Below are 23,650 nucleotides of genomic sequence, written 5' to 3' on the forward strand. Positions count from 1 at the left end.
GTGGGCGCGAGGATATGTCCCTGCGCCAGAGCCTTCAACTCGCCATTCCGTGAATCCCGGATGATTCCGCACGGGTTCCTCTGGCAGAATGGACCCGCTGCACGGCATCGATGGGGCCATCACCCCGGAGCCGCCGGAAGAAACGCCCCGATCAGCACCGGGGCGGACTAGAACCGGCAGCAGCAGACGAAGAGCGGGTCGGCACCGACGTACGAGCGTCAGCCGGCCAAGGAGGGTGGTACCGCGGGAGCCGGAACGGCGCTCGTCCCTTCGGTTGGACTCGAGAAGACCTCCGAAGGACGAACACCGTGAACCAGTACCGCCCCGTTGCCCCCCAGGTCGACCTGCCCGCCCTCGAGCGCGGCGTTCTGGACCTCTGGGCCGAGCAGAAGACCTTCGAGCAGTCGGTCGCGCTGACCCGCGACGGTGAGCCGTGGACCTTCTTCGAGGGCCCGCCGACCGCCAACGGCATGCCGGGCACCCACCACATCGAGGCCCGGGTCTTCAAGGACCTGTTCCCGAGGTTCCACACCATGCGTGGCCGGTACGTCGTCCGCAAGGCCGGCTGGGACTGCCACGGCCTGCCCGTCGAGCTCGCCGTCGAGAAGGAGCTGGGTTTCTCCGGCAAGGGCGACATCGAGGCGTTCGGCGTCGCCGAGTTCAACGACCGCTGCCGCGAGTCGGTGACCCGCCACGTCGGCGCCTTCGAGCAGATGACCGAGCGGATGGGCTACTGGGTCGACACCGAGGACCCCTACCGGACCATGGACTCCTCCTACGTCGAGTCGGTCTGGTGGGCCCTGCAGCAGATCCACGGCAAGGGCCTGCTGGTCGAGGACTACCGCGTCGCGCCGTACTGCCCGCGGTGCGGCACGGGACTCTCGGACCACGAGCTCGCCCAGGGCTACGAGACCGTGACCGACCCGTCGGTCTACGTCCGGTTCGCCCTGACCAGTGGACCGTGGGAGGGCGCGGACCTCCTCGTCTGGACGACGACGCCGTGGACGCTGGTCTCCAACACCGCCGTCGCGGTGAACCCGGAGGTCGACTACGTCCTGGCCGAGACGGCATCCGATTCGGCGGGCCGCAAGGTCGTCGTCGCCCGCCCGCTGCTCGACGCCGTGCTGGGTGAAGACCACACGGAGATCGCCTCGATCACCGGCCGCGAGATGGAGCGCTGGAGCTACCAGCGGCCCTTCGAGATCGTCGACTTCCCCAGCGAGGCACACTTCGTCGTCCTCGCCGACTACGTCACCACCGAGGACGGCACCGGCCTGGTGCACCAGTCCCCCGCGTTCGGCGCCGACGACATGGCGGTCTGCAAGTCCTACGGCCTGCCGGTGGTCAACCCGGTGAACCCGGACGGCCACTTCGCCGACGACGTCCCGCTGGTCGGCGGCCAGTTCTTCCGGCACGCCAATGCCGACCTGACCGCGGACCTCGAGAGCCGCGACCTGCTGTTCAGGCACGTCGCCTACGAGCACAGCTACCCGCACTGCTGGCGCTGCCACACCGCGCTGCTCTACTACGCACAGCCGTCCTGGTACGTCCGCACCACGGCCGTCAAGGACGCACTGCTGCGGGAGAACGAGGGCACCAACTGGTTCCCCGAGACGATCCAGTGGGGCCGGTACGGCGACTGGCTGAACAACAACATCGACTGGGCGCTCTCCCGCAGCCGGTACTGGGGCACGCCGCTGCCGATCTGGCGCTGCACCGAGGGGCACCAGACGTGCGTCGGTTCGCTGGCCGAGCTGTCCGGGCTCACCGGGACCGACCAGTCCGAGCTCGACCCGCACCGCCCGTACGTCGACGCGATCACCTTCGCCTGCCCGTCGGAGAACCAAGGAGCGGTCTGCGGTGCCCTGTCGACGCGCGTTCCGGAGGTGATCGACGCGTGGTTCGACTCGGGCTCGATGCCGTTCGCGCAGTGGGGCTACCCGCACGTCGAGGGCTCGAAGGAGAAGTTCGAGGCGGCCTACCCCGCCGACTTCATCTGTGAGGCGATCGACCAGACCCGCGGCTGGTTCTACACGCTGATGGCGGTCGGCACGACGGTCTTCGACCAGTCCTCATACAAGAACGTGCTCTGCCTGGGGCACATCCTCGCCGAGGACGGCCGCAAGATGAGCAAGCACCTCGGCAACATCCTCGAACCGATCCCGTTGATGGACGAGCACGGCGCCGACGCCGTGCGCTGGTTCATGGCCTGCTCGGGATCGCCCTGGTCGGCCCGCCGCGTCGGGCACGCCTCCATCCAGGAGACCGTGCGCAAGGTGCTCCTGACCTACTGGAACTCGGTGGCCTTCCACGTGCTGTACGCGCGCACGGCCGGCTGGACGCCGGGCACCGGCGACGCACCCGCCGTGCAGGACCGGCCGGTCCTGGACCGCTGGCTGCACGCGGAGACGGCCAGCCTGGTCGTCGAGGTGACGGCGGCGTACGAGCGGTTCGACACCCAGCGGATCGGCAACCTGCTCGGCCAGTTCGTCGACGACCTGTCCAACTGGTACGTGCGTCGCTCGCGACGCCGCTTCTGGGACGGCGACGCGGGCGCGCTGCAGACCCTGCACGACACCCTGGAGACGCTGACGAAGCTGATGGCGCCGCTGGTGCCGTTCATCACCGAGCAGGTCTGGCAGGACCTGGTCGTGCCCGTCACGCCGGACGCGCCGTCCTCGGTGCACCTGGCCTCCTGGCCGACCCCGGTCCCCGAGGACGTCGACGCCGACCTGTCCGCCGGGGTGGCGATCGCCCGTCGCCTGGTCGAGCTGGGCCGTGCCGCCCGCGCCGACGCGAAGGTGCGCACCCGCCAGCCGCTGCGGCGGGCCCTCGTCGGGACGGCCGCCTTCGAGCGGCTCACCGACGAGCTGCGGGCCGAGGTCGCCGACGAGCTCAACCTCGGCGCGATCGAGCCGCTCAGCGCCGCCGGTGCCGACCTGGTCGACCACTCCGCGAAGGGCAACTTCCGCGCGCTGGGCAAGCGGTTCGCCAAGGAGACCCCGACGGTGGCCGCCGCCATCGCCGAGTCCGACGCCAGTGCGCTGGCCGCCGCGATCGCGGCGGACGGTCGTGCGACGGTCGACGTGAACGGGACGCCGACAGAGGTGCTCGCCGACGAGGTGATCATCTCCGAGCGTCCGCGCGAGGGCTGGTCGGTCGTCAACGAGCAGGGCGAGACGGTGGCGCTGGACCTCGAGCTCACCGAGGACCTGGTCCGTGCCGGCCTGGCACGCGAGGTGATCCGGATGGTGCAGGAAGCGCGCAAGAACAGCGGCTTCGAGGTCTCTGACCGGATCACGCTCACCTGGTCCGCCTCCGGCGACCTGGCTGCGGCGGTCGCCGAGCACGCCGACCTGATCGCCGGCGAGGTGCTGGCCACCACGATGACCGCGGGCGAAGCCCCGCTGACGTTCAGCGACGACGAGCTCGGCTTCGCGTTCTCCGTCGCCAAGGTCTGACCCGGACAGGAACGACGAACGGCGCCTCTCCCGGAGGAGAGGCGCCGTTCGTGCTACGTGCTGTGCTTGTCAGCGCTGCGAGACGTGGTGCAGCGCAACGCTGATCAGTCGTCGGCGTCTTCGCCGAGGATGGACCGCAGACGCTTGGGAGCGTGCTCGATCTGACCGACGGGCGGGAGACCGCCACCGGTCTGGGTCGAGCCGTCGAGCGCCTCGAGCTGCTGGGTGAAGTAGCTCTTCAGGCGACTGCGGTACTCGCGCTCGAACGAACGGAGGCCCTCGATCTCGCCGTTGAGGTTCTCCTTCTCCTTCTCGAGGTTGCCGAAGATCTCCTTGCGGCGGGCCTCGGTCTCGGAGTCGAGCATGGCGGCACGGGTGCGGGCGTCGGACTCGAGCCGGTCGGTCTTGGCCTTGGTCTCGGCCTCGAGGCGCTCGGCCTTCGTGCGGGCGGCACCGACGATCTTGTCGGCCTCGTCCTTCGCGTCACCGACGAGCTCGTCAGCGTTGCGGGTCGCGATCTCGAGCAGCCGGGCAGCAGCGCTGGAGGCGTCGGCGACCGTGCTGACCTTGAACTCCTGGACCGGAGCAGCGGCGACCGGGGCGGGCGGCGGCGGTGCGATCGGCTCGGGGGCCTTCTCGAAGACCGGCTCGGGCGGCAGCGGCGCAGCAACCGGGGCGGCACCGCTCTGGGCGGCGCTCAGCTTGGCTCGGAGGTCGTCGTTCTCCTTGTTCAGGCGCTCCAACTCAGCCTCGACCTCGTCGAGGAACTGGTCGACCTCACCCATGTCGTAGCCCTCACGGAGCCGGACCGGAGTAAAGCGCTTGTTGCTCACGTCCTCAGGCGTCAGCGGCATGACCTCACCCATTCTTCGTTAGTCGGACAAACACGATCTTGTTAAGCACGGTGCTGTTGAACAATAGCGGGTTGGGCGATCTGCGGCATTCTCGGCATCTCGTCCGGTGGAGCCAGCGCGGCCTCAGACCCAGATCGCTGCGTTGATCGCCAGCAGGATGTAGCAGACCACCAGGACCAGCAGGACGCTCAGGTCCAGGGCCACCGGACCGATCCGGATGGGTTTGAAGATCCTGCGGAATGCCAGGATCGGCGGGTCGGTGATGGTGAACACCGTCTCGAGGGCGACCAGGGCGGCACCGCGGGGTTCCCAGCTGCGCGCGAAACTCTGGACCATCTCGAAGACGAGGCGGACGAAGACGAGGCCGATGAAGGCCCAGAGCACGAAGGCGATCGTGCTCCCGACAGGATTCATCGCGGGATCAGCTCTGGTTGAAGAAGCCGCCCTGTTCGATGAGCTCCTTCTCCTCGGCGCCGATCTCGATGTTCGGCGGGGAGAGCAGGAAGACCTTGCTGGTCACGCGCTCGATCGAACCACGGACCGCGAAGATCAGACCGGCGGCGAAGTCGACGAGGCGCTTGGCGTCCTCGTCGGCCATCTCGGACAGGTTCATGATGACCGGGATGCCGTCGCGGAAGTTCTCGCCGATGACCCGGGCCTCGTTGTAGGTGCGCGGGTGCAGCGTCGTGATCCTGGACAGCGGCGCCGCGGCACGGGCCGGCGCTGCCGCCGGGGCGGGTGCCGCCGGCGCCGGGCGACGACGCTCGGAGATGTTGGAGACGGCACGGGTCGTCTCGGGTGCACGACGAGCGGGCTCGTCGTACGCGTTGTCGAGCTCGGCGTAGTCGCCGTCGGCGTCCTCGAGCAGTCCGAGGTAGACGCCCATCTTTCGCATCGCGCCGCTCATGAATCCTCTTCCTCTACGCCTGTTCCGACCCGGGTGGGACTGGAGTTGCTTGTGTGTCCTGTTTGTTGAGATTAGTGGATCGAGGGCCTCGAACCGAGGACCGACGAGCCAATGCGCACGTGTGTCGCGCCGTATTTCACGGCGTGCTCCAGGTCGCCGCTCATCCCGGCGGAGACGACGGTCGCCCCGGGATGGTCGCGGCGCAGCTCGGCCGAGATCGCAGCGAGCCGCTCGAAGGCTGGCGCCGGCGGTTCCCCGAGCGGGGCGACCGCCATCACGCCGCGCAGGCGCAGTGCCGAGGACGCCGCGATCGCGTCGGCGACCGCCGCCACCGCGCTCGCGTCGGCGCCACCGCGGCCGCTCGCGCCCGGCGGGTCCAGGCTGACCTGGACCAGGCACCCGACCTCGCGACCTGCCTGCTGGGCACCGCGGTCGAGCGCGCCGACGAGCTTGACCCGGTCCACCGATTCCACGGTGCTCGCGTACGCCGCGATCGCGGCCGCCTTGTTGCTCTGGATCGAGCCGATGAAGTGCCAGTCCAGCCCGAGGTCGGCGCACTCGGCGGCCTTGGCCTGCGCCTCCTGGTGCCGGTTCTCCCCCACCGCGGTGACACCGAGGTCAGCGAGGATCCGTACGTCGGACGCCGGGAAGTACTTGGTCACCACGACGAGCTGGACGCCGCCGGCGGGGCGACCGGCTGCGGTCTCGGCATCGGTGATGCGGGTGCGCACCGCGGCGAGGTTCGCCGCGAGCTCCTCGGCGCGGCTCATCGGCGTACCCGGACGACGCCGGCCAGCCGGCCGGCTCCGACCCCGTCGCGACGGTAGGAGTAGAGCGACGGAGTCTCGAGCGTGCAGACCTCCAGCGCCGTGACCTCCACCCCGTCACGTTCGAGCTGGGCGCGGACCCCTGCTCCGAGGTCGAGGGCAGGAGTCCCCCAGCTCGTGGTGCCGACCGCCTCGGGGACCGAGCCGCCGACCGCGTCCCGCATGGCCTGGGGCACCTCGTAGCAGCGCCCGCAGATGTGCGGACCGATCCAGGCCTTGATCGCGGTTGCACCCCGGGCACGCATCCGGGCGACCGTGGCCGGGACGACGCCCCGCTCCATGCCGAGCCGCCCGGCGTGCGCGACTCCGATCACGCCGTTGCCGGGATCGGCCAGGACGACCGGGACGCAGTCCGCAGCCCGGACCATCAGCGTCACGCCCGGCTCCGTGGCGACCACCCCGTCCGCGTCAGGTCGTACGGCGAACCCCGCAGCGGTGGCCACGACGACGTCGGCGCCGTGCACCTGGTGCAGGTCCGCCAGCACGTCGCCGGGCGCGAAGTCCGCCAGCAGGATCCGGTGGTTCTCGGCACGGACGTCCGGGTCGTCACCGCCCTCGACGGCCAGGTTCAGCTCGTCGTACGGAACGCCGCTGACCCCGCCGTACCTGTCCGTGAAGGCCAGGTCGACGGGGCCGAGCGATGTTCTGTGGAGGTACACCAGGGACCGTGCCAGGAACCGGGTGTTCTACTTCAGGAAGTCGGGCACGTCGAGGTCGTCCTGGAAGTCGACGTTCTGCGTCGTCGGCGTGGCCGCGACCGTGACCGGCTCCTTGTGGCTGACCGGGGTGGACGCGGCACGACGCTCCTCGACCATCGCGCGAGCAGCCTCCCGGGTCTCCTCCTGGGTCTGGGTCTTGATCGGCGGGACCGGACGACGCAGGCCCGGGGCGTCCTCGCGACGCTTCGGGCGACCGCCCTCGAACCCGGCGGCGATGACGGTGACCCGCACCTCGTCGCCGAGGGCGTCGTCGATGGTGGCACCGAAGATGATGTTCGCCTCCGGGTGCACGGCGTCGGCCACCATCGCCGCCGCCTCGTTGATCTCGAAGAGTCCGAGGTCCGAACCACCGGCGATGGAGAGCAGCACGCCCTGAGCGCCGTCGATCGACTCCTCGAGCAGCGGCGAGGAGACGGCGAGCTCGGCGGCCTCGACCGCACGGTTCTCGCCACGGGCCGAGCCGATGCCCATCAGCGCGGAGCCGGCGTTCGACATCACGGACTTCACGTCGGCGAAGTCGAGGTTGATCAGCCCGGGGGTGGTGATCAGGTCGGTGATGCCCGAGACGCCCTGCAGCAGGACCTGGTCGGCCTGCTTGAAGGCGTCCAGCATGCTGACGTTGCGATCGGCGATCGAGAGCAGCTTGTCGTTCGGGATGACGATCAGCGTGTCGACCTCCTCGCGGAGGTTGGCGATGCCCTCCTCGGCCGAGGTCGAGCGGCGCCGCCCCTCGAAGGCGAACGGACGGGTGACGACACCGATGGTCAGCGCGCCGAGCGAGCGGGCGATCTTGGCGACCACGGGGGCGCCACCGGTGCCGGTGCCGCCACCCTCGCCGGCCGTCACGAACACCATGTCGGCGCCCTTGATGACCTCCTCGATCTCGTCCGCGTGGTCCTCCGCGGCGCGCGCGCCCACGTCGGGGTTCGCGCCGGCGCCGAGGCCGCGGGTGAGCTCGCGGCCGATGTCCAGCTTGACGTCGGCGTCGCTCATCAGCAGTGCCTGCGCGTCGGTGTTGATGGCGATGAACTCAACGCCGCGCAGCCCGACCTCGATCATCCGGTTGACTGCGTTGACGCCGCCGCCGCCGATACCGACGACCTTGATCACGGCCAGGTAGTTCTGCGGTGCTGCCATGGCGGGTGCCCTTCTCGAACGTGGTGGGAAATCCTGTCCGGACCGGCTGGGGAACCTTAACCCTCTAGTGGAGAGTTAATGTTATGTCAACCTGCGACCGTTCGAACAACGTAGGCAACGCGGACCCGAGTTCTGCGGCAACACGCCCGGAGCGGCGGAACTTCTTGCAGAGATGACGAAAGTCGGTGCGGTCAGCGCGTGGTCGGACGACCCGGCACGCTGACGTCGATCTCCTTGACGCCCTTGCGCTTCAGCAGGAGGACCAGGACCTGGGCCTTGTCCTCGGACCCCTCCGCGCTCCCCCACTGGACCGTGACGCCCTTGGTGAGCTCGAGGTTGATCTTGTCGATCGTCTGCACGTTGATCTTCTCGACGCGCCCGGCGACGTCGGCACGCAGGGCGCCGACCACCTTCGCAGCCTCCGCCAGTGCGGACGCGCTGACGTCCGCTCGCGTCTCGACCAGCGGGAGGTCGTCAGGGGCTCGGGAGTAGCCGCCGAACAGGACGCCCGAGGCGTCGAGCGCCTGCAGCTTGCCGCCCCGGTCCACGACGGCGACGGGGGTGCGCTCGACGATCTCGATCACGACGGTGTGCGGCCACGAGCGAGAGACCGCCACGGACTCGACCGCGTGGATCGCCTCGACGCGCGCCTTGATCGCGGCGAGGTCGGTGCGCACCATCGGACGACCGATCGGTACGCCGGCGACCCGCTCGACCCGGGCCGTGGTCACCCGGGCGTTGCCGGTGACCTCGACCTGGCTCACGGCCAGGACGGAGGAGAAGTAGATCAACCACCCGCCGGTGACCAGCAGGATCGCGACCAGCGCGAGGATGATCCAGCGGCGCCACCTGTCCAGCCGGGCGCGGAAGCGTCGTCGTCCGAAGTCGGGTGCGGCGACGACCGTGGTGTCCTCGTCGTCACCTACTGCCGTGTCGCCGTACTCGCCGATCACGACCCGGCACCCTCGGCGGCGCGCGTCGTCAGCAGCTCGAGGACCGAGGGTCCCAGCAGCGTCACGTCGCCGGCACCCAGGGTGAGGATGAGGTCGCCCGGGCGGGCGCGCTGCACGAGGTGCTCGGCTGTGGCGGACCACGAGGGTTCCAGCACGACCTGCGCGGGCGGGAGCGGGACGGCGTCCGCGACCAGTGCTGCGGTGACCCCCGGCTCCGGGTCCTCGCGAGCGACGTAGATGTCCATCACCACGACCTCGTCGGCCGCGCCGAGCGCCTCGCCCATCTCGGCCCCGAAGATCCGGGTGCGCGAGACCATGTGCGGCTGGAACGCCACCACGATCCGGCCGCCGGCAGCCAACGACCGCGCTGCCTCGAGGTCACCGACGATCTCGCGCGGGTGGTGCGCGTAGGAGTCGTAGACCCGGATCCCGCCGACCTCGCCCTTGAGCTCCATCCTGCGCCGGGTGCCGGTGTAGGCGCCGAGCCCGCGTGCCAGGTCGGCGAAGGGGAAGCCGAGCCGCAGGCCGCAGGCCAGTGCAGCGAGCGCGTCCTGCACGTAGTGCTGCCCGGGGACCTGCAGCTGGACCTCGCCCAGCCGGCGGCCGCGGTCGACGACGACGAAGGTCGAGGTCGGCCCCACCTGGCGCAGGTTCTCCGCCTTGACCTCGGCCGGCTCGCCGCTGGTGCCGATGCCGACGCCGACGCTGTGCAGGCCGAGGCGCTCGGCCTGGGTGAGAAGGTCCGCGGCCCCGGGGTCGTCGACGCAGCCGACGACGAAACCGTCGGGGTCGATCCGACCGAGGAACTCGGTGAAGGCGGCCCGGTAGGCCTCCTCGGTGCCGTAATTGTCGAGGTGGTCGGCCTCGACGTTGGTGACGAGCGCGGCCCGCGGCGAGTACACCAGGAAGGCGCCGTCGCTCTCGTCCGCCTCGGCCACGAACAGTCGGCCGGTGCCGTCGTGGGCGTTCGAGCCGGACTCGTTGAGGTCGCCCCCGATGGCGAAGGACGGATCGGCGCCGCAGTGCTGCAGGGCGACCGTGAGCATGGAGGTGGTGGTGGTCTTGCCGTGGGTGCCGGCCACGGCGATCACCTCGCGTCCCTGCATCACCGCCTCGAGCGCGGCCGAGCGCGGCAGCAGCCGCAGGCCGCGGCGTACGGCCTCGGTGACCTCGGGGTTGTCCTCGCGGACGGCGGTCGAGACGACGACGGTGTCGACCTCGGCGACCTGCTCGGCAGCGTGGCCGACGTAGCACCGGGCGCCGAGCGCACGCAGCGCCTCGATGGTCGCCGAGGACTTCGCGTCGCTGCCGGAGACCTCGATGCCGCGGGCCAGCATGATCCGGGCGATGCCGGAGAGGCCGGCGCCGCCGATACCGACGAAGTGGACGCGACCCAGGGCCTCGGCGGGCAGCAGCTCGGCGGGGACGGGGACCTTCATCGCCGCCCTCCTCGCGCCGCTGCCTCGACCAGGTCGGCGACCTTCTCGTCGGCGTCCAGCGGGATCACCCCGGCTGCCGCCGCGCCCATCGCCTCGCGCGCAGCGACGTCGGTGAGCAGTCCGGGCAGCGTCGCCCGGACCCACTCGGGGGTGAACGCCGCGTCGGCGACGAGGAGGCCTCCGCCGGCGTCGACGACCGGGCGGGCGTTGAGCGCCTGCTCGCCGTTGCCGATCGGGAGCGGGACGAAGACGGCCGGAAGCCCGACGCCGGAGACCTCGGTGACCGTGTTGGAACCGGAGCGGCAGACCACCAGGTCGGCGGCGGCGTACGCGAGGTCCATCCGGTCGACGTAGTTCTGCACCACGTACGCCGGCCCGCCCGGGGTCGTCGGTGCCTCGAGCTCGTTCTTGGGACCGATCACGTGCAGCACCTGCACCCCCGCAGCGGCCAGCGCACCGGCCCCGGCCACGATCGAGCCGTTGATCCGCTGCGCCCCCTGCGAGCCGCCGGTCACCAGCAGCGTCGGGGCATCGGCGTCGAGGCCGAAGAAGGCGCGCGCCTCGGCCCGCAGCGCGGCGCGGTCCAGCGTGGCGATCATCCGGCGTACGGGCAGACCGGTGACGACCGCGTGCGGGAGGTTGGTGCCCGGGAAGCTGGTCGCGACGTACCGGGTGAAGCGCGCGCCGAGCTTGTTGGCGATGCCGGGCAGGGCGTTGCCCTCGTGCACCACCAGCGGCGTCCTCCGCCGGCGCGCGGCCAGGTAGGCGGGCACCGAGACGTAGCCACCGAAGCCGACGACGACGTCGGGCTGAAGCCGGTCCAGGACCGCGGTCGCCTCGTTCACCGACGCACGGAGTCGTCCGGGTGTGCGGACGAGGTCGGCGTTCAGCTTGCGCGACAGCGGCACCGGCGAGACCAGCTCGAGCTGGTAGCCGGCTGCGGGGATGACGGTGACCTCGAGCCCGCGCGGGGTGCCGAGGCAGACGATGTCGAGATCGGGGTCCCGGCGCCCGAGGGCGTCGGCGACGGCGAGCAGCGGGGACGTGTGCCCCGCTGTACCTCCGCCGGCCAGCAGGACGCGCTTCACGGCAGTGCCCTCATCGCAGTCCAGCGGTCCGTGCCGCCCCGGCGTTCACGGCACGGAGGCGACGGCGTTCGTTGCGACGGCGCTGGAGCTCACCGGCGGCGTTCGGGTTGGAGCGGGCGAAACCGATCACCAGGCCGAGCGCGACCAGCTCGGGCACCAGCGAGGAACCGCCGTAGGAGACCAGCGGGAGCGGGATGCCGATGACCGGGAGCAGGGCGAGGACCATGCCGATGTTGATGATCACGTGCGCGGTCAGCCAGATCACGATCCCGGCGGTCGCGTAGCGCACGAAGAGGTTCTCGGCCTGCGCCGCCACCCGGAGGCCGGCGTAGGCGATCACCAGGAAAAGCGCCAGCACCAGCAGGGTGCCGACCAGGCCCATCTCCTCACCGAGCACGGCGAAGATGAAGTCGGTGTGGGCCTCGGGCAGGTTTCCCCACTTCTGCTGGCTGGCGCCGATGCCCTTGCCGAAGACGCCGCCGCTGGCCATGCCGAGGATGCCGTGGCCGGCCTGCCACCCGGAGTTCTGGAAGTCGGAGAACGGCTTGGTGAACATCGTCAGACGTTCCATCCGCTCGGGACTGCTGGCCGCGAGGAACAGGACCACGACGCCGGCGAGGCTCGCAGCGCCGAAGAAGAACCGCACCGGGACCCCCACCACCCAGAGCATGCCGAGGGTGATCGCGACCAGAACCAGGGCCGTGCCGAGGTCGCCACCGACCAGGACCAGGCCGGTGATCGCTGCGGCCACCGGGATCACCGGGACGACGAGGTGCTTCCAGCTGGCCAGCAGGTGGTCCTTGCGTGCGTAGACGTCGGCACACCACAGGATCATCGCGAACTTCGCGACCTCCGAGGGCTGCACCTGGAAGGGACCGACGCCGAGCCAGTTCTTGTTGCCGTTGACCTCGACGCCGAGCGAGGTCTGCGTCGCCACGAGCATCCCGGCGGCCACCAGCAGCATCGGCCAGGAGGCGAGCCGCAGGACCTTCAGCGGCAGCCGGGTGGCGATCCAGGCGCACGGCAGCGCCACGACGACCCACATGAGCTGCTTGGTCGCCCAGTAGTAGCTGTTGCCGCCCTGGTTCTCGAAAGCCTCGACGCTGGAGGCGCTGAGCACCATCACCATGCCGATGGCCAGCAGCAGCGTGGTCGCGCCGAGGAGCAGGTAGTACGGGGTCAGCGGCCGGTCGAGGTGGCGGCGCATCGTCGCGATCCAGGTCCGGACACCGGCGCTGCTGCCGTAGGTCCGGTCACCGGGGTGCGCGGTGGCGCTCACTCTTCCTCCTGCGTCAGCTGTCCTGAGCCCGCTGCCTGCGGTGCACCGCCTCGGCGAAGGCATCGCCGCGGGCGCCGTAGTTGGCGAACATGTCCATGGAGGCGCATCCGGGAGCAAGGAGAACCGTGTCCCCCGGTCGTGCCAGCGCCGCGGCTTCCGCCACGACCCTTTCCATGGGAGCAGTCTCTCCGGCGGCGAGCCGGAAGACGGGCACATCCGGGGCGTGTCGGGACAACGCCTCACCAATCACATCAGCATCAGTACCCATCAGGATTACCGCGCGCAGCCGGTTCCCGACCTTCTCGACGAGGTCGTCGAAGGTGGCTCCCTTCGCCAGTCCCCCGGCAACCCACACGACCGACTCGTAGGCCTGCAGGGACGCCAGCGCTGCGGGAGGGTTGGTGGCCTTGGAGTCGTCGACCCAGGTGACCCCGTCGAAGGTGGCCACCTCCGCGATCCGGTGACCGTCGGGCTTGAACTCGCGCAGCGCGTCGCGCACGGCCACCGGGGCGACCCCGTACGAGCGGGCCAGCGCGGCCGCTGCCAGGGCGTTCGCCACCATGTGCGGGGCCGGCGAGGCAAGATCGGCCAGCGTGCACAGCTCGGCGGCCGCCTCGCGGCGGTTCTCGACGAACGCCCGGTCGACCAGGACGTCCTCGACCAGACCGAGCATGCCGACCGACGGCATCCCGAGGGTGAAACCGATCGCGCGTGCGCCCTCGACGACGTCGGCGTCGACGACGAGCTGCTCGGTGACCGGGTCGGCGACGTTGTAGACGCAGGCGTGCTGGACCTGCTCGTAGATCCGGCCCTTGTCCGCCGTGTAGGCCTGCATCGAGGGGTACCAGTCGAGGTGGTCCGGGGCCACGTTGAGGACCGCCGCGGAGTGCGCACTCATCGAGGACGTGTAGTGCAGCTGGAAGCTGGAGAGCTCGACCGCCAGGACGTCGTAGGGGTCGCCGTCCTCGCCGTACCCGGTCATCACGGCCTCCACCAGCGGCAGCCCGACGTTGCCCGCGGCCACCGCGCGGTGGCCGCCCCGGCGCAGCATCTGCGCGAGCATCTGCACCGTCGTCGTCTTGCCGTTGGTGCCGGTGACGGCCAGCCAGGGCACCGGGTTCTCCGGGTCGCGCAGACGCCAGGCGAGCTCGACCTCGCCCCAGACCGGGATGCCCCGGGCGGCGGCCTGCGCCAGCAGCGGGGTGTCGGGCCGCCAGCCCGGTGAGGTGATCAGCACGTCGACGTCCTCGGGCAGCACGGCGGTGGAGCCCTCGCCGTACCGGATCGTGGCGCCGAGGTCCTCGAGCAGCGCGGCCCGCTCGGCGCGGGCCCCGGGCTCGCCGTCGTCCAGGCCGGTCACCGAAGCACCCAGGTAGGTCAGGTTGTCGGCGGCGGCGAAACCGGAGACGCCCATGCCGGCGACGACGACGTCGACGCCCTCCCAGGAGTCGTGCCGGCCGAGCTGGTCAGGACGGGACGGCAACGGTGCTCATCCTCCGACCACCCATTCGGCGTAGAAGACGCCCAGACCGGCGGCGACGAAGACCGCGCCGATCAGCCAGAAGCGGATCACCACGGTGATCTCCTCCCAGCCGAGCAGCTCGAAGTGGTGGTGCAGCGGCGCCATCCGGAACAGCCGCTTGCCCTTGGTCGCCTTGAAGTACCCGACCTGCAGGATCACCGACATCGTCTGGATCACGAACAGGCCCCCGAGCAGGGCGAGCAGCAGCTCGGTGCGGGTCATCACGGCCATACCGGCGACCGCACCACCGAGAGCCAGCGAGCCGGTGTCACCCATGAAGATCTGGGCGGGCGAGGCGTTGTACCAGAGGAAGCCGAAGCAGGCGCCGGTGATCGCGGCGGCGATGACGGCCAGGTCCAGGGGGTCGCGGACCACGTAGCAGGAACCGACCGCACCGGATACCGCGACCCGGGTGCCGCCGCAGTCCTGGTTGTTCTGCCAGATGTTCATCAGCGTGTAGGCACCGAAGACCATCATCGAGGCGCCGGCGGCGAGGCCGTCGAGACCGTCGGTGAGGTTCACGGCGTTGCTGGTGCCGGCGATCAGCAGCACGATGAACACGACCATCAGGGCCAGCGGGAGCTTGAACGAGTCGAGGTCGCGGGTGAACGAGATCGCGCGGCTGGCCACCGTGGTGCCGTCGGCGTCGACGAACGGCGCGTGCTTCCACAGAGCCAGGAAGCCGAAGATCACCGCGACCAGCGTCTGACCGATGAACTTCGCCTTGCTCCGCAGACCGAGGTTGCGCTGCTTGTAGATCTTGATGAAGTCGTCGAGGAACCCGACGAAACCGAGCCCGACGAAGAGGAACAGCAGCAGCAGCGCCGACGCCGAGGGGTGCACGCCGGTGATGAGCTTGGCCAGGAAGTAGGAGACGACCGTGGCCAGCACGATCACCAGGCCACCCATGGTCGGGGTGCCGCGCTTGGTGTGGTGCGTCGTCGGCCCGTCCTCGCGGATCAGCTGGCCGTAGCCCCGCTTCGCGAAGACCGAGATCGCGACCCGGGTCCCGATGATGGTGAAGATCAGCGACAGACCGCCGGCGAGCAGGACTGCTCTCACGGTTTCGCCTCCTTCGCCTCGTCGTCAGCCCGGTCGTCGGCCAGCAACGCGTCGGCGACCCGTTCCAACCCGGCCGCCCGCGATGCCTTGACCAGCACGATCTCCGTGCCGTCGACATTGTTCCGCACGGCGAGGGCAGCATCGCGCACCGAGGGGTGGAAGACGGCTGTGTCGTTGGCCTCAGTGATCCCCTCAGCAATCCCCTCAGCAATCCCTTGGGCGCCCTCCCCGACGACGACCACCCGCGAGATGCCCAGGTCGGCGGCCAGCCGGCCGATCGCGCGGTGCTCCTCCAGCGCTGTCGCACCGAGCTCGCGCATCTCCCCCAGGACGGCGACCGTGGGACGACCGGCCCGCTCCCCGATCCCGGCCAGGGTCTGCAGACCGGCCGCCATCGAGTCCGGGTTGGCGTTGTAGGCGTCGTTGATGACCACCAGACCGTCGGCCCGCTCGTGCAGCTCCATCCGCCACTTCGACAGCGCGGTGAGCCGCTGCAGGGACGCGGCGACGTCCTCCAGACGGACGCCCGCCGCCAGAGCTGCCGTGGTCGCTGCGGCGGCGTTGCGGGCCTGGTGCGCCCCGAGCAGCCCGAGGTTCACGTGCACCCGCTCGGCGCCGGTCGTGAGGTCGAACGACGGTCGCCCGAGGTCGTCGACCTCGAGGTCGGACAGCCGCAGGCCGGCGTTCACGTCCTCGCCGAAGGTGTGCACGGCCGCCTTCGTGCGCGGAGCCATCCCCGCGACCAGGGGGTCGTCGAGGTTGAGCACGGCGACGCCGTTCGGACCCAGCGCCTCGACCAGCTCGCCCTTCGCGATCGCGATGTTCTCCTGCGAACCGAACTCGCCCAGGTGGGCCCTACCGACGTTGAGCACGATGCTGATGTCCGGGGGCGCGATCGCGCAGAGGTCGGCAAGGTGACCGATCCCGCGGGCGCCCATCTCCAGGACGAGGTAGCGGGTGGTCTCCTCCGCACGGAGCACGGTCAGCGGCAGGCCGAGCTCGTTGTTGAAGGACCCGTACGTCGCCACCGTCGGGCCCGCGTCGGCGAGCACCGCGCCGAGCATGTCCTTGACGCTGGTCTTGCCCTGGGACCCGGTGACGGCGAGCACGACCAGGTCGGGGTTCCGACGACGCAGCGTGGCGAGCACGTGGGCGGCGAGCGCCCCGACGGCTCGTTGCACGTCGTCCACGACGACGCCGGGGAGATCCAGGTGCCGGCTGGCGAGGACCGCGGCGGCTCCGCCCGCGACCGCTCCCGCGGCGTAGTCGTGACCGTCGACGTGCTCCCCTGCGATGGCGAGGAAGAGCCCGCCTGGCGCGGGCTCGCGGCTGTCCAGGAACGCCGGACCGCTGACGACCGTGGGCCCCTGGAGCGGGTCGGCGACCTCGCCGCCGACGACCTCGGCGATCTCCGTGAGCGTCATGGCGATCATCGGGCTCTTCCCTCCAGTGCGGCACGGACCTGGTCACGGTCGTCGAACGGGTGCACCACCACGTCCCCCGGGCCGCCCACCTCCTGGCCGGTCTCGTGTCCCTTACCCGCCACCAGCACGGTGTCACCGGGTCCGGCCAGTCCGACCGCATGGGCGATGGCGCTGCCACGGTCGCCGATCTCGACGACCTCGGCGTGCGCGTCGGCGGGGACGCCCGCCAGGACTGCCGCACGGATGGCGGCCGGGTCCTCGCTGCGCGGGTTGTCGTCGGTGACCACGAGCACGTCGGCGGAGCGGGCCCCGATCTCGCCCATCAGCGGACGCTTGCCGGCGTCCCGGTCGCCGCCGGCCCCGACGACGAGGATCAGCCGACCGGTGGTCAGTGGGCGCAGTGCTGCCACGGCCGCCTCCAGGGCGTCCGGCTTGTGGGCGTAGTCGACGACCGCGAGGAAGTCCTGCCCGGCGTCGATCCGCTCGAGACGACCGGGAACGCCCCCGGAGGAGGCGATCCCCGCGGCGACCGCGGCGACGTCGAAGCCGGCCTCGGCGGCGAGCGCCACGGCGCAGAGCGCGTTGGAGACGTTGAAGGCACCGGTGAGCGGCACGCCCGCGGGCACCTGCTCCCCCGTGGGCGTGATCACCGTGAACGTCGAACCCTCCGGCCGCAGCTGCACGTCGACCGCCCGCCAGTCGGCCGGGTTGCCCTCGGTCGAGAACGTGCGCATCTCGATGCCGGCGACCTCGAGCAGGCGGCGGCCGAACTCGTCGTCGACGTTGGTGAGGCCGAGGCGGGCGCGCTCGGGAGTGAACAGCGACGCCTTGGCCGCGAAGTAGTCCTCGAGGTCGGCGTGGAAGTCGAGGTGGTCGCGGCCGAGGTTCACGAACGCCGCGACGTCGAAGACGACACCGTCGACGCGCCCCATCACCAGGGCGTGGCTGGAGACCTCCATGGCGCAGCCGCGGACGTCCTGCTCGACCATCACGGCGAAGAGGGCGTGCAGGTCGGGGGCCTCGGGCGTGGTCAGCGCCGTCTTCACCTCGGCTCCGGCGATCCGGGTGCCGACGGTCCCGATCACCGCAGCGCGCAGACCCGCCTGCTCGAGCCCGGCCTCGAGCAGGCGGGTGGTGGTGGTCTTGCCCTGGGTACCGGTGACGGCCATCAGCGTGAGGGAGCCGGCCGGGTGCCCGTAGATCTCGTCCGCGAGCCTGCCCAGGAGCGCCCGCGGGTCGTCGACGACCAGGACCGGGACGGTCGCCCCGGTCAGCCGGTCGGCACCGGCCGGGTCGGTGAGGACCGCGACAGCACCGGCGTCGACCGCGTCGGCGGCGTAGTCGGCGCCGTGGGCCGCGGAACCCGGGAGGGCGGCGTACAGGTCGCCGGGGGTGACCCGGCGCGAGCTCAGGCTCAGGCCAGTGACGCTCACACCGTCGGTCCCGCCGAGCACACGCGCACGGGTCCTGGCAGCCAGATCGCCCACAGGGGTGGCGATCGGGTGCGCGGGACGGGTCAGTGACACGCGCCGAGCCTAACGATCGCCGGAGCGTGCTCTTGACCGAGCGAGCGACGGCGCGTTGACGAGCGAGGCGAGGAACACAGCCACGAACCTATCGGTTCACCACTCCACGGGCAGCGCGGCGGGCGGGGTGTTCGTCGGCGGCACGGCGTACTTCTGCAGCAGGTAGGACAGGATCTTGCGGAACACCGGACCTGCCGTGCCACCGCCGGTCGCTCCCCCGGCGGGCTTCTGGATGACGACGTACACGGTGAACCGCGGGTCGTCCGCGGGCGCGAAGCCCGAGAACGAGACAGCCAGCGAGCCGTCGTAGCACCCGCAGCTCTTGCCGACCTGCTGGGCGGTACCGGTCTTGCCGGCGACGCGGTAGCCCGGGATGGCCGCCATCGGTGCGGTGCCGGCTCCCTCGGTGACGACCATCTCCATCATCTGCGCCGTGGCCGCGGCGGCGGCCGGGCTGACCACGCGCGTGCGGGTGGCCGTGTCGGTGCCGACCTCGGTGCCGTCGACCGTGGTCGCGCTGCCCTTCACCAGGCTGGGCGAGATCCGCTCGCCGCCGTTGGCGATCGCGTTGACCGCGGTGATCATCTGCAGCGCGCTGACCGAGACGCCCTGGCCGAAGGAGATCGTCGCCTGACTCAGCTCCGACCAGGTCGAGGCGTCCGGGAGCAGCCCGCGGGTGGCGTCGGGCAGGCCGACGTTCGGGCGTTGACCGAGGCCGAACTTGTCGAGGTAGCCCCACAGCTGCTGGGGCTTGAACTGACGGGTGGCCAGCACGGTGCCGATGTTGGAGGACTTCGCGATCACGCCGGCGAGGGTGAGCTTGATGTTGTCGTGCTCGAAGTAGTCGTGGATCACCCGGTCGAGGACCGGGAGGTCCTTCGGCACCTTGATCCGGGTCCGCGGCGTGACCTTGCCGGCGTCGATCAGCGCCGAGGTGGTCAACACCTTCTCGACCGACCCGGGCTCGTACACGTCGCTGAGCGCACGACTGCCGCGGTCGACCTTCTTGGCGGCTGCCGGGTTGTTGGCGTCGTACGTCGGGTAGTCGGCGAACGCGAGGATCTCACCGGTCTTGGTGTCCATCGCCAGCGCGGCGCCGGAGACCGCCCGCGAGTTCTGGACCGCGGTGCGCAGCACCCGCTGGGCGTACCACTGCACGTCGCGGTCGATGGTGAGCTTCAGGTCCTTCCCGTTGACCGGCTTGACCTGGGAGTTCTCACCGAGCGGGATCCGGTTTCCGCCGCCGACCTCGTAGGTCTCGCTGCCGTCCTTGCCGGAGAGCAGCGTGTCGAACGACTTCTCCAGCCCGGCCAGCGGCTTGCCGTCGGTGTTGAGGAAGCCGAGGAGGTTCGACCCGACGTCGTGCGCGGGATAGGTGCGCACCGGGTCGGCGAGGGTGTCGATGCCGAGGTACTTGGCCTTCTTGACCTCAGCCACCGCCGCAGTGGCCAGACCGGCAGGCACGCGACGCGCCACGTAGACGAAGTGCAGCTTCTTCCCGCTCTTGTCCGTCGTCTTGCGCAGACTGGCCAGCACGTCGAAGTAGTCGAGGTCGAGCTTGTTGGCCAGGATGCGGGCGATCTTCTCCGCGTTCGGGTTGGTCGCCTGCGGGTCGGCGACGATCGTCAGCCCGCTGATCGTCTCGGCCAGCGCGACCCCGTTGCGGTCGAGGATCTCGCCGCGGGTCGCCGGCAGCGGCACCGTGACGACACCCTCGGCGTCGGCGCGGGTCGCGTAGGACCGGGGGTCGAGACCCTGGAGCTGGAACAGCCGGGCGCCGAAGATCGACACGACGATCGCGATCACGATCATCCCCGAGCGCAGCCGCGCCTCGGACGAACCCCGCAGCGTGCGCTGGTCGGTCCGGGTCCGGTTGCGGTTGCGCGCGGCCGGTCGGCGAGGCTGGGTCAACGCTGGGCTCCATCGTCCGCGTTCGTGGGTGAGTCATTCGTACCTGCGGCGGACGCGTTTGCGCCGGAGGCAGGGCCGTTCGCGGTGGAGGTTTGTCCGGCGGGAGGATCGATGAACCTCGTGATCGGCTTGCGGTTTCCCCACGGCGGCAGCGGCGTCCTGTCGGACATGATGATCGTCCGGTTCTCCGGGGTGGCGGCCTGCGGCTCGCCCTCGACCTTCCCGGTGCTGAGGTTGAGCGTCGCGGGGTTGGGCGGCGTCACCATGTTGAGCTTGCGGGCAGCGCGCGCAAGCCGCTGCGGGTCGCGCTTGTCCTCCAGCTCCTGGCTCATCGCCTGGCTCTTGGCCTGCAGCGCGTCCGCCTTCCGCTGCAGCTCGGTGGCGTGGAACGAGGCCTGCTGCATCTGGGTGTTGAACATGAGCAGCCCGAGGACGCCGGCGCCGAGGATGAGGAAGACCAGGATCGCGAACGGCGCCCGCGGAGCCGACGACGGGCGGCTGGGGACCAGGGAGAGCCGAGCACGCTCGACGGCCGCCGTGGCCGTGCGCTGCGACCGGACCCGGACACTCTGCGTCTGACTCATGCTGCGTCCTTCTTGAAGCGGATCCGTTCGACGGCGCGCACCCGGACGGATGCGGCGCGGGGGTTCTCCTCGATCTCGGCGGCCGAGGCCTTCTCGCTGCCGCGGGTGAGCAGCTTCAGCTCGGGCTGGTGCTCCTCGGGGACGACCGGCAGGTCGACCGGCGCCGTGGACGTGCCGCGCTTGGTGATGACCTGCTTGACCATCCGGTCCTCGAGCGACTGGTAGCTCATGAAGACGACCCGCCCGCCGATGCCGATCGAGTCGATCGCCGCGGGGATCGCCCGCCGCAGCACGCCGAGCTCGTCGTTGACCTCGATGCGAAGCGCCTGGAAGGTGCGCTTGGCGGGGTGTCCCCCGGTACGACGCGCCGGCGCCGGGATCACGTCGTAGAGCAGCTCGACGAGGCGGGCCGAGGTGGCGAAGGGCTCGGTCTCGCGCTCCTTCACGATCGCCCGGGCGATCTGGCGGGAGAACTTCTCCTCGCCGTACGAGCTGAGGATCCGGGCCAGGTCCGCTCCGCTGTAGGTGTTGAGCACGTCGGCGGCGGTCAGGCCCGTGGTGTCGTTCATCCGCATGTCCAGCGGTGCGTCGACGGCGTAGGCGAACCCGCGCTCGGCGACGTCGAGCTGCATCGAGGAGACGCCGAGGTCGAACAGGATCCCCTGCACCGGGCCCCGGCCGAGGTCGGCCAGGACGTCGGGGATCTCGTCGTACACGGCGTGCACCAGGGTGGTCCGCTCCGCGAACGGCTCCAGCCGCTTGCCGGCGATGTCGAGCGCGTGCACATCGCGGTCGACGCCGATCACGTGCGCCTCGGGGCACCGGGTCAGCACGGCCTCGCTGTGACCGCCCAGGCCGAGGGTCGCGTCGATGAACACGCTGCCCGGCGCGGTGAGCGCGGGGGCCACCAGGGCAACGACCCGGTCGAGGAGCACCGGGACGTGGGAGGGGGTCGTCATCTGCCCGAGCCCTACTTGCCGAGTCCGATGAGCAGCGTCATGACCAGGCCGAGCACCACGCTGGTGACCGCGGAGAACGCCATCAGCGCGACACCGTCGCGTACGTCGTGACGTACGCGTCGGGCCGGCGTGGCCTCGTTCAATCCGCTCATGGTTTCGACCCCTGATGGCTGGTGTGGTGGTGAGAATTTGGTGATCGCCGGGTCAGGTTCGGGTCCGCTCGCTCCTCGGGAAGCGGTCTTCTGTCACCGGGGAAGGTGCGACAGACGGCCGTGAGGCGGGAGCGGACACGAGCCTGGTCCGGCGATCACCTGTGTTGAGTTGTGTTCTGCGACTTCTGGTGGGGCGTTGTGGGGCGCCGGGAACCTGACGTGGGTCAGAGGCCCGGGTAGACCTCTTCCTCGACGTCCGAGAACGCCTGCTCCTGGGCGGCGGTGTACTCCGCCCAGGCGGCCGGCTCCCAGATCTCGAGCCGGTTGTAGACGCCGATCACGACGCACTCCTTGGAGAGGCCGGCGTACTCGCGCAGCTCCGGGGTGACCGTGAAACGGCCCTGCTTGTCGAGCTTCTGGTCCGAGGCGAGCGCGAACAGCATCCGCGTGTGGTGCCGGAGCCGTGCGTCGGTCTGCGGCGCGTTCTGCAGCTTGACGGCGAACGAGTCGAAGTCGGCCTGGGTGCGCACGTCGACCGAGCGCTCCTGCCCCCGGGTGATCACCAGCCCGTCTCCCATCGCCTCGCGGAACTTCGCCGGGAGGAAGAGACGGCCCTTGTCATCGAGCTTCGGGCGGTAGGTGCCGGAGAACATCCCACCACCTCGTCCTTCTCTTCCACCACTTTCCTCCACTTTACTCCACAACGCCCCACCGTCAACCACCTTCGCTCCCTTTCTCTCCCTTTCTCACCAGATTTCTGGCGGTGGCGGTTTTCGAGCTCCCGGAACCGATCGGCCCCCACCGACGTCCCAGTCCTGCCGCCCCACGTGGAGCGGTGATGTTGACTAGGGCCATGGAGGAACGAGTGCAGCCAGCGGCAGGCGCGCGATCGGGAGCACCCAGCAGCGACCTGGCCGCACTGAGAGCGGTCACGGACCGGGTGCAGGCGAACGTCGAGCGCGTCATCGAGGGCAAGCCGGACGTCGTCCGGATGTCGCTGGTGGTGCTGCTCGCGGAGGGCCACCTGCTGATCGAGGACGTCCCCGGCGTCGGCAAGACGACGCTGAGCAAGGCGCTGGCTCGCTCCATCGACCTGACGGTGCGCCGGATCCAGTTCACCCCGGACCTGCTGCCCTCGGACCTGACCGGCGTCTCGATCTACAACCAGGAGACCCGGGACTTCGAGTTCCGCCCCGGCGGCATCTTCGCCAACATCGTCATCGGTGACGAGATCAACCGCGCCTCGCCGAAGACCCAGTCCGCGATGCTCGAGTGCATGGAGGAGCGGCAGGTCACCGTCGACAACCAGACCTTCGGCCTGGAGTCCCCCTTCATGGTGATCGCCACCCAGAACCCGCTGGAGATGGAGGGCACCTACGCACTGCCCGAGGCGCAGCGCGACCGCTTCCTGGCCCGGGTCTCGATGGGCTACCCGGTGATGGCCGCCGAGATCGCGATGCTCTCGGCACGCACGACCTCCAGCCCGATCGACGACCTCGAGCCGGTCACCGACGCCGCCGAGATCCGCAAGCTGGTCTCGATCGTCTCGGAGGTCGACGTACGCCCTTCGGTCCAGCAGTACGCCGTGGCGATCGCGACTGCGACCCGCACCTCGCCGGAGCTCCGGCTCGGCGCCTCACCGCGCGCGACGTTGCACCTGGTCCGGGCCGGCAAGGCCTGGGCCGCGATGGACGGCCGCGACTTCGTGACCACTGACGACCTGCACGCACTGGCGTCACCGGTGCTCGCGCACCGACTGCTGCCGACTGTCGACGCCGCGATGAGCGGCCGGGGTCCCGGCGACATCCTCGCCTCGATCCTGGCATCCCTGCCGGTCCCCCGCTGA

Annotated in this window: 20 protein-coding genes and 1 pseudogene; 2 read left to right on the forward strand and 19 right to left on the reverse strand. The window is 70.5% G+C overall.

Features of this window, described 5'->3' with window-relative positions:
* Positions 1-308: 308 nt before the first annotated feature.
* Positions 309-3,461 carry an isoleucine--tRNA ligase gene (gene ileS / locus ABIE44_RS01590; RefSeq protein WP_354437757.1) on the forward strand — a complete coding sequence of 1,051 codons (3,153 nt, stop codon included), beginning with the start codon at positions 309-311 and terminating at the stop codon, positions 3,459-3,461.
* 104 nt (positions 3,462-3,565) lie between these two features.
* Here ileS and ABIE44_RS01595 read toward each other — a convergent pair whose 3' ends face one another.
* The 19 genes and pseudogenes from ABIE44_RS01595 to mraZ all read right to left on the reverse strand — a co-directional run bounded on the left by ABIE44_RS01595 (position 3,566) and on the right by mraZ (position 22,457).
* Entirely contained in the window at positions 3,566-4,315 is a 750-nt protein-coding gene (locus tag ABIE44_RS01595; protein ID WP_209713262.1) for a DivIVA domain-containing protein, read from the reverse strand.
* A gap of 123 nt (positions 4,316-4,438) precedes the next feature.
* On the reverse strand, positions 4,439-4,729 hold the full coding sequence (locus ABIE44_RS01600; protein WP_209713260.1) for a YggT family protein: 291 nt from the start codon (positions 4,727-4,729) through the stop codon (positions 4,439-4,441).
* Positions 4,730-4,736: 7 nt separating this feature from the next.
* Positions 4,737-5,222 carry a cell division protein SepF gene (locus tag ABIE44_RS01605; RefSeq protein ID WP_209713258.1) on the reverse strand — a complete coding sequence of 162 codons (486 nt, stop codon included), beginning with the start codon at positions 5,220-5,222 and terminating at the stop codon, positions 4,737-4,739.
* 71 nt (positions 5,223-5,293) lie between these two features.
* Entirely contained in the window at positions 5,294-5,992 is a 699-nt protein-coding gene (locus ABIE44_RS01610) for a YggS family pyridoxal phosphate-dependent enzyme (protein WP_209713256.1), read from the reverse strand.
* Positions 5,989-6,708, reverse strand: coding sequence for a purine nucleoside phosphorylase YfiH/LACC1 family protein (locus ABIE44_RS01615; protein WP_209713254.1), 720 nt, complete (start codon positions 6,706-6,708; stop codon positions 5,989-5,991). Before ABIE44_RS01615 ends, ABIE44_RS01610 begins: the two co-directional genes overlap by 4 nt.
* A 251-nt stretch (positions 6,709-6,959) precedes the next feature.
* Positions 6,960-7,905, reverse strand: a pseudogene (gene ftsZ / locus ABIE44_RS01620) (cell division protein FtsZ); the annotation flags it as partial.
* Positions 7,906-8,096: 191 nt separating this feature from the next.
* A complete protein-coding gene (locus ABIE44_RS01625) occupies positions 8,097-8,858 on the reverse strand; it encodes a cell division protein FtsQ/DivIB (RefSeq protein ID WP_209713250.1) in 762 nt (253 codons plus the stop codon).
* Entirely contained in the window at positions 8,855-10,297 is a 1,443-nt protein-coding gene (murC, locus tag ABIE44_RS01630) for a UDP-N-acetylmuramate--L-alanine ligase (RefSeq protein WP_209713248.1), read from the reverse strand. The genes ABIE44_RS01625 and murC overlap by 4 nt, the downstream gene beginning before the upstream one ends.
* A complete protein-coding gene (murG, locus tag ABIE44_RS01635; RefSeq protein WP_209713246.1) occupies positions 10,294-11,385 on the reverse strand; it encodes an undecaprenyldiphospho-muramoylpentapeptide beta-N-acetylglucosaminyltransferase in 1,092 nt (363 codons plus the stop codon). Before murG ends, murC begins: the two co-directional genes overlap by 4 nt.
* Positions 11,386-11,395: 10 nt before the next feature.
* Positions 11,396-12,664 (reverse strand): putative lipid II flippase FtsW, encoded by a 1,269-nt coding sequence (gene ftsW, locus ABIE44_RS01640; protein ID WP_354437758.1) that lies wholly within the window; start codon positions 12,662-12,664, stop codon positions 11,396-11,398.
* Positions 12,665-12,677: 13 nt separating this feature from the next.
* Entirely contained in the window at positions 12,678-14,147 is a 1,470-nt protein-coding gene (gene murD, locus ABIE44_RS01645) for a UDP-N-acetylmuramoyl-L-alanine--D-glutamate ligase (protein ID WP_209713242.1), read from the reverse strand.
* Between the two features lie 6 nt (positions 14,148-14,153).
* Positions 14,154-15,248 (reverse strand): phospho-N-acetylmuramoyl-pentapeptide-transferase, encoded by a 1,095-nt coding sequence (mraY, locus tag ABIE44_RS01650; protein ID WP_209713239.1) that lies wholly within the window; start codon positions 15,246-15,248, stop codon positions 14,154-14,156.
* Positions 15,245-16,672: a UDP-N-acetylmuramoyl-tripeptide--D-alanyl-D-alanine ligase gene (locus ABIE44_RS01655; RefSeq protein WP_354437759.1), complete on the reverse strand. Its 1,428-nt coding sequence runs from the start codon at positions 16,670-16,672 to the stop codon at positions 15,245-15,247. Before ABIE44_RS01655 ends, mraY begins: the two co-directional genes overlap by 4 nt.
* Positions 16,673-16,677: 5 nt before the next feature.
* Entirely contained in the window at positions 16,678-18,198 is a 1,521-nt protein-coding gene (locus tag ABIE44_RS01660; RefSeq protein WP_209713235.1) for a UDP-N-acetylmuramoyl-L-alanyl-D-glutamate--2,6-diaminopimelate ligase, read from the reverse strand.
* A gap of 96 nt (positions 18,199-18,294) precedes the next feature.
* Positions 18,295-20,109, reverse strand: a complete 1,815-nt coding sequence (locus tag ABIE44_RS01665; RefSeq protein WP_354437760.1) for a peptidoglycan D,D-transpeptidase FtsI family protein — start codon at positions 20,107-20,109, stop codon at positions 18,295-18,297.
* Positions 20,106-20,693, reverse strand: coding sequence for a cell division protein FtsL (ftsL, locus tag ABIE44_RS01670; protein WP_209713233.1), 588 nt, complete (start codon positions 20,691-20,693; stop codon positions 20,106-20,108). Before ftsL ends, ABIE44_RS01665 begins: the two co-directional genes overlap by 4 nt.
* On the reverse strand, positions 20,690-21,652 hold the full coding sequence (rsmH, locus tag ABIE44_RS01675) for a 16S rRNA (cytosine(1402)-N(4))-methyltransferase RsmH (protein WP_209713231.1): 963 nt from the start codon (positions 21,650-21,652) through the stop codon (positions 20,690-20,692). Before rsmH ends, ftsL begins: the two co-directional genes overlap by 4 nt.
* Positions 21,653-21,663: 11 nt before the next feature.
* Positions 21,664-21,804 carry a hypothetical protein gene (locus tag ABIE44_RS01680; RefSeq protein WP_209713229.1) on the reverse strand — a complete coding sequence of 47 codons (141 nt, stop codon included), beginning with the start codon at positions 21,802-21,804 and terminating at the stop codon, positions 21,664-21,666.
* Between the two features lie 224 nt (positions 21,805-22,028).
* Entirely contained in the window at positions 22,029-22,457 is a 429-nt protein-coding gene (mraZ, locus tag ABIE44_RS01685) for a division/cell wall cluster transcriptional repressor MraZ (protein WP_209713227.1), read from the reverse strand.
* A gap of 200 nt (positions 22,458-22,657) precedes the next feature.
* On the opposite strand from mraZ, the gene ABIE44_RS01690 reads away from it, so the two are divergent.
* The gene (locus ABIE44_RS01690) at positions 22,658-23,650 is read left to right on the forward strand and encodes an AAA family ATPase (RefSeq protein ID WP_354437761.1); all 993 of its coding nucleotides are present in this window, start codon (positions 22,658-22,660) and stop codon (positions 23,648-23,650) included.

The sequence above is a fragment of the Marmoricola sp. OAE513 genome (assembly GCF_040546585.1).
In the GTDB taxonomy this organism is placed as follows: domain Bacteria; phylum Actinomycetota; class Actinomycetes; order Propionibacteriales; family Nocardioidaceae; genus Marmoricola.

What these genes read in the sequence shown, in the direction of transcription:
- mraZ (WP_209713227.1), bottom strand. Translation starts at nt 22,457, where the DNA reads ATGTTCTCCGGCACCTACCGCCCGAAGCTCGATGACAAGGGCCGTCTC.
- ABIE44_RS01690 (WP_354437761.1), top strand. Translation starts at nt 22,658, where the DNA reads ATGGAGGAACGAGTGCAGCCAGCGGCAGGCGCGCGATCGGGAGCACCC.
- ABIE44_RS01595 (WP_209713262.1), bottom strand. Translation starts at nt 4,315, where the DNA reads ATGCCGCTGACGCCTGAGGACGTGAGCAACAAGCGCTTTACTCCGGTC.
- ABIE44_RS01680 (WP_209713229.1), bottom strand. Translation starts at nt 21,804, where the DNA reads ATGAGCGGATTGAACGAGGCCACGCCGGCCCGACGCGTACGTCACGAC.
- ABIE44_RS01605 (WP_209713258.1), bottom strand. Translation starts at nt 5,222, where the DNA reads ATGAGCGGCGCGATGCGAAAGATGGGCGTCTACCTCGGACTGCTCGAG.
- ABIE44_RS01610 (WP_209713256.1), bottom strand. Translation starts at nt 5,992, where the DNA reads ATGAGCCGCGCCGAGGAGCTCGCGGCGAACCTCGCCGCGGTGCGCACC.
- ABIE44_RS01655 (WP_354437759.1), bottom strand. Translation starts at nt 16,672, where the DNA reads ATGACGCTCACGGAGATCGCCGAGGTCGTCGGCGGCGAGGTCGCCGAC.
- murC (WP_209713248.1), bottom strand. Translation starts at nt 10,297, where the DNA reads ATGAAGGTCCCCGTCCCCGCCGAGCTGCTGCCCGCCGAGGCCCTGGGT.
- ftsL (WP_209713233.1), bottom strand. Translation starts at nt 20,693, where the DNA reads ATGAGTCAGACGCAGAGTGTCCGGGTCCGGTCGCAGCGCACGGCCACG.
- ABIE44_RS01600 (WP_209713260.1), bottom strand. Translation starts at nt 4,729, where the DNA reads ATGAATCCTGTCGGGAGCACGATCGCCTTCGTGCTCTGGGCCTTCATC.
- rsmH (WP_209713231.1), bottom strand. Translation starts at nt 21,652, where the DNA reads ATGACGACCCCCTCCCACGTCCCGGTGCTCCTCGACCGGGTCGTTGCC.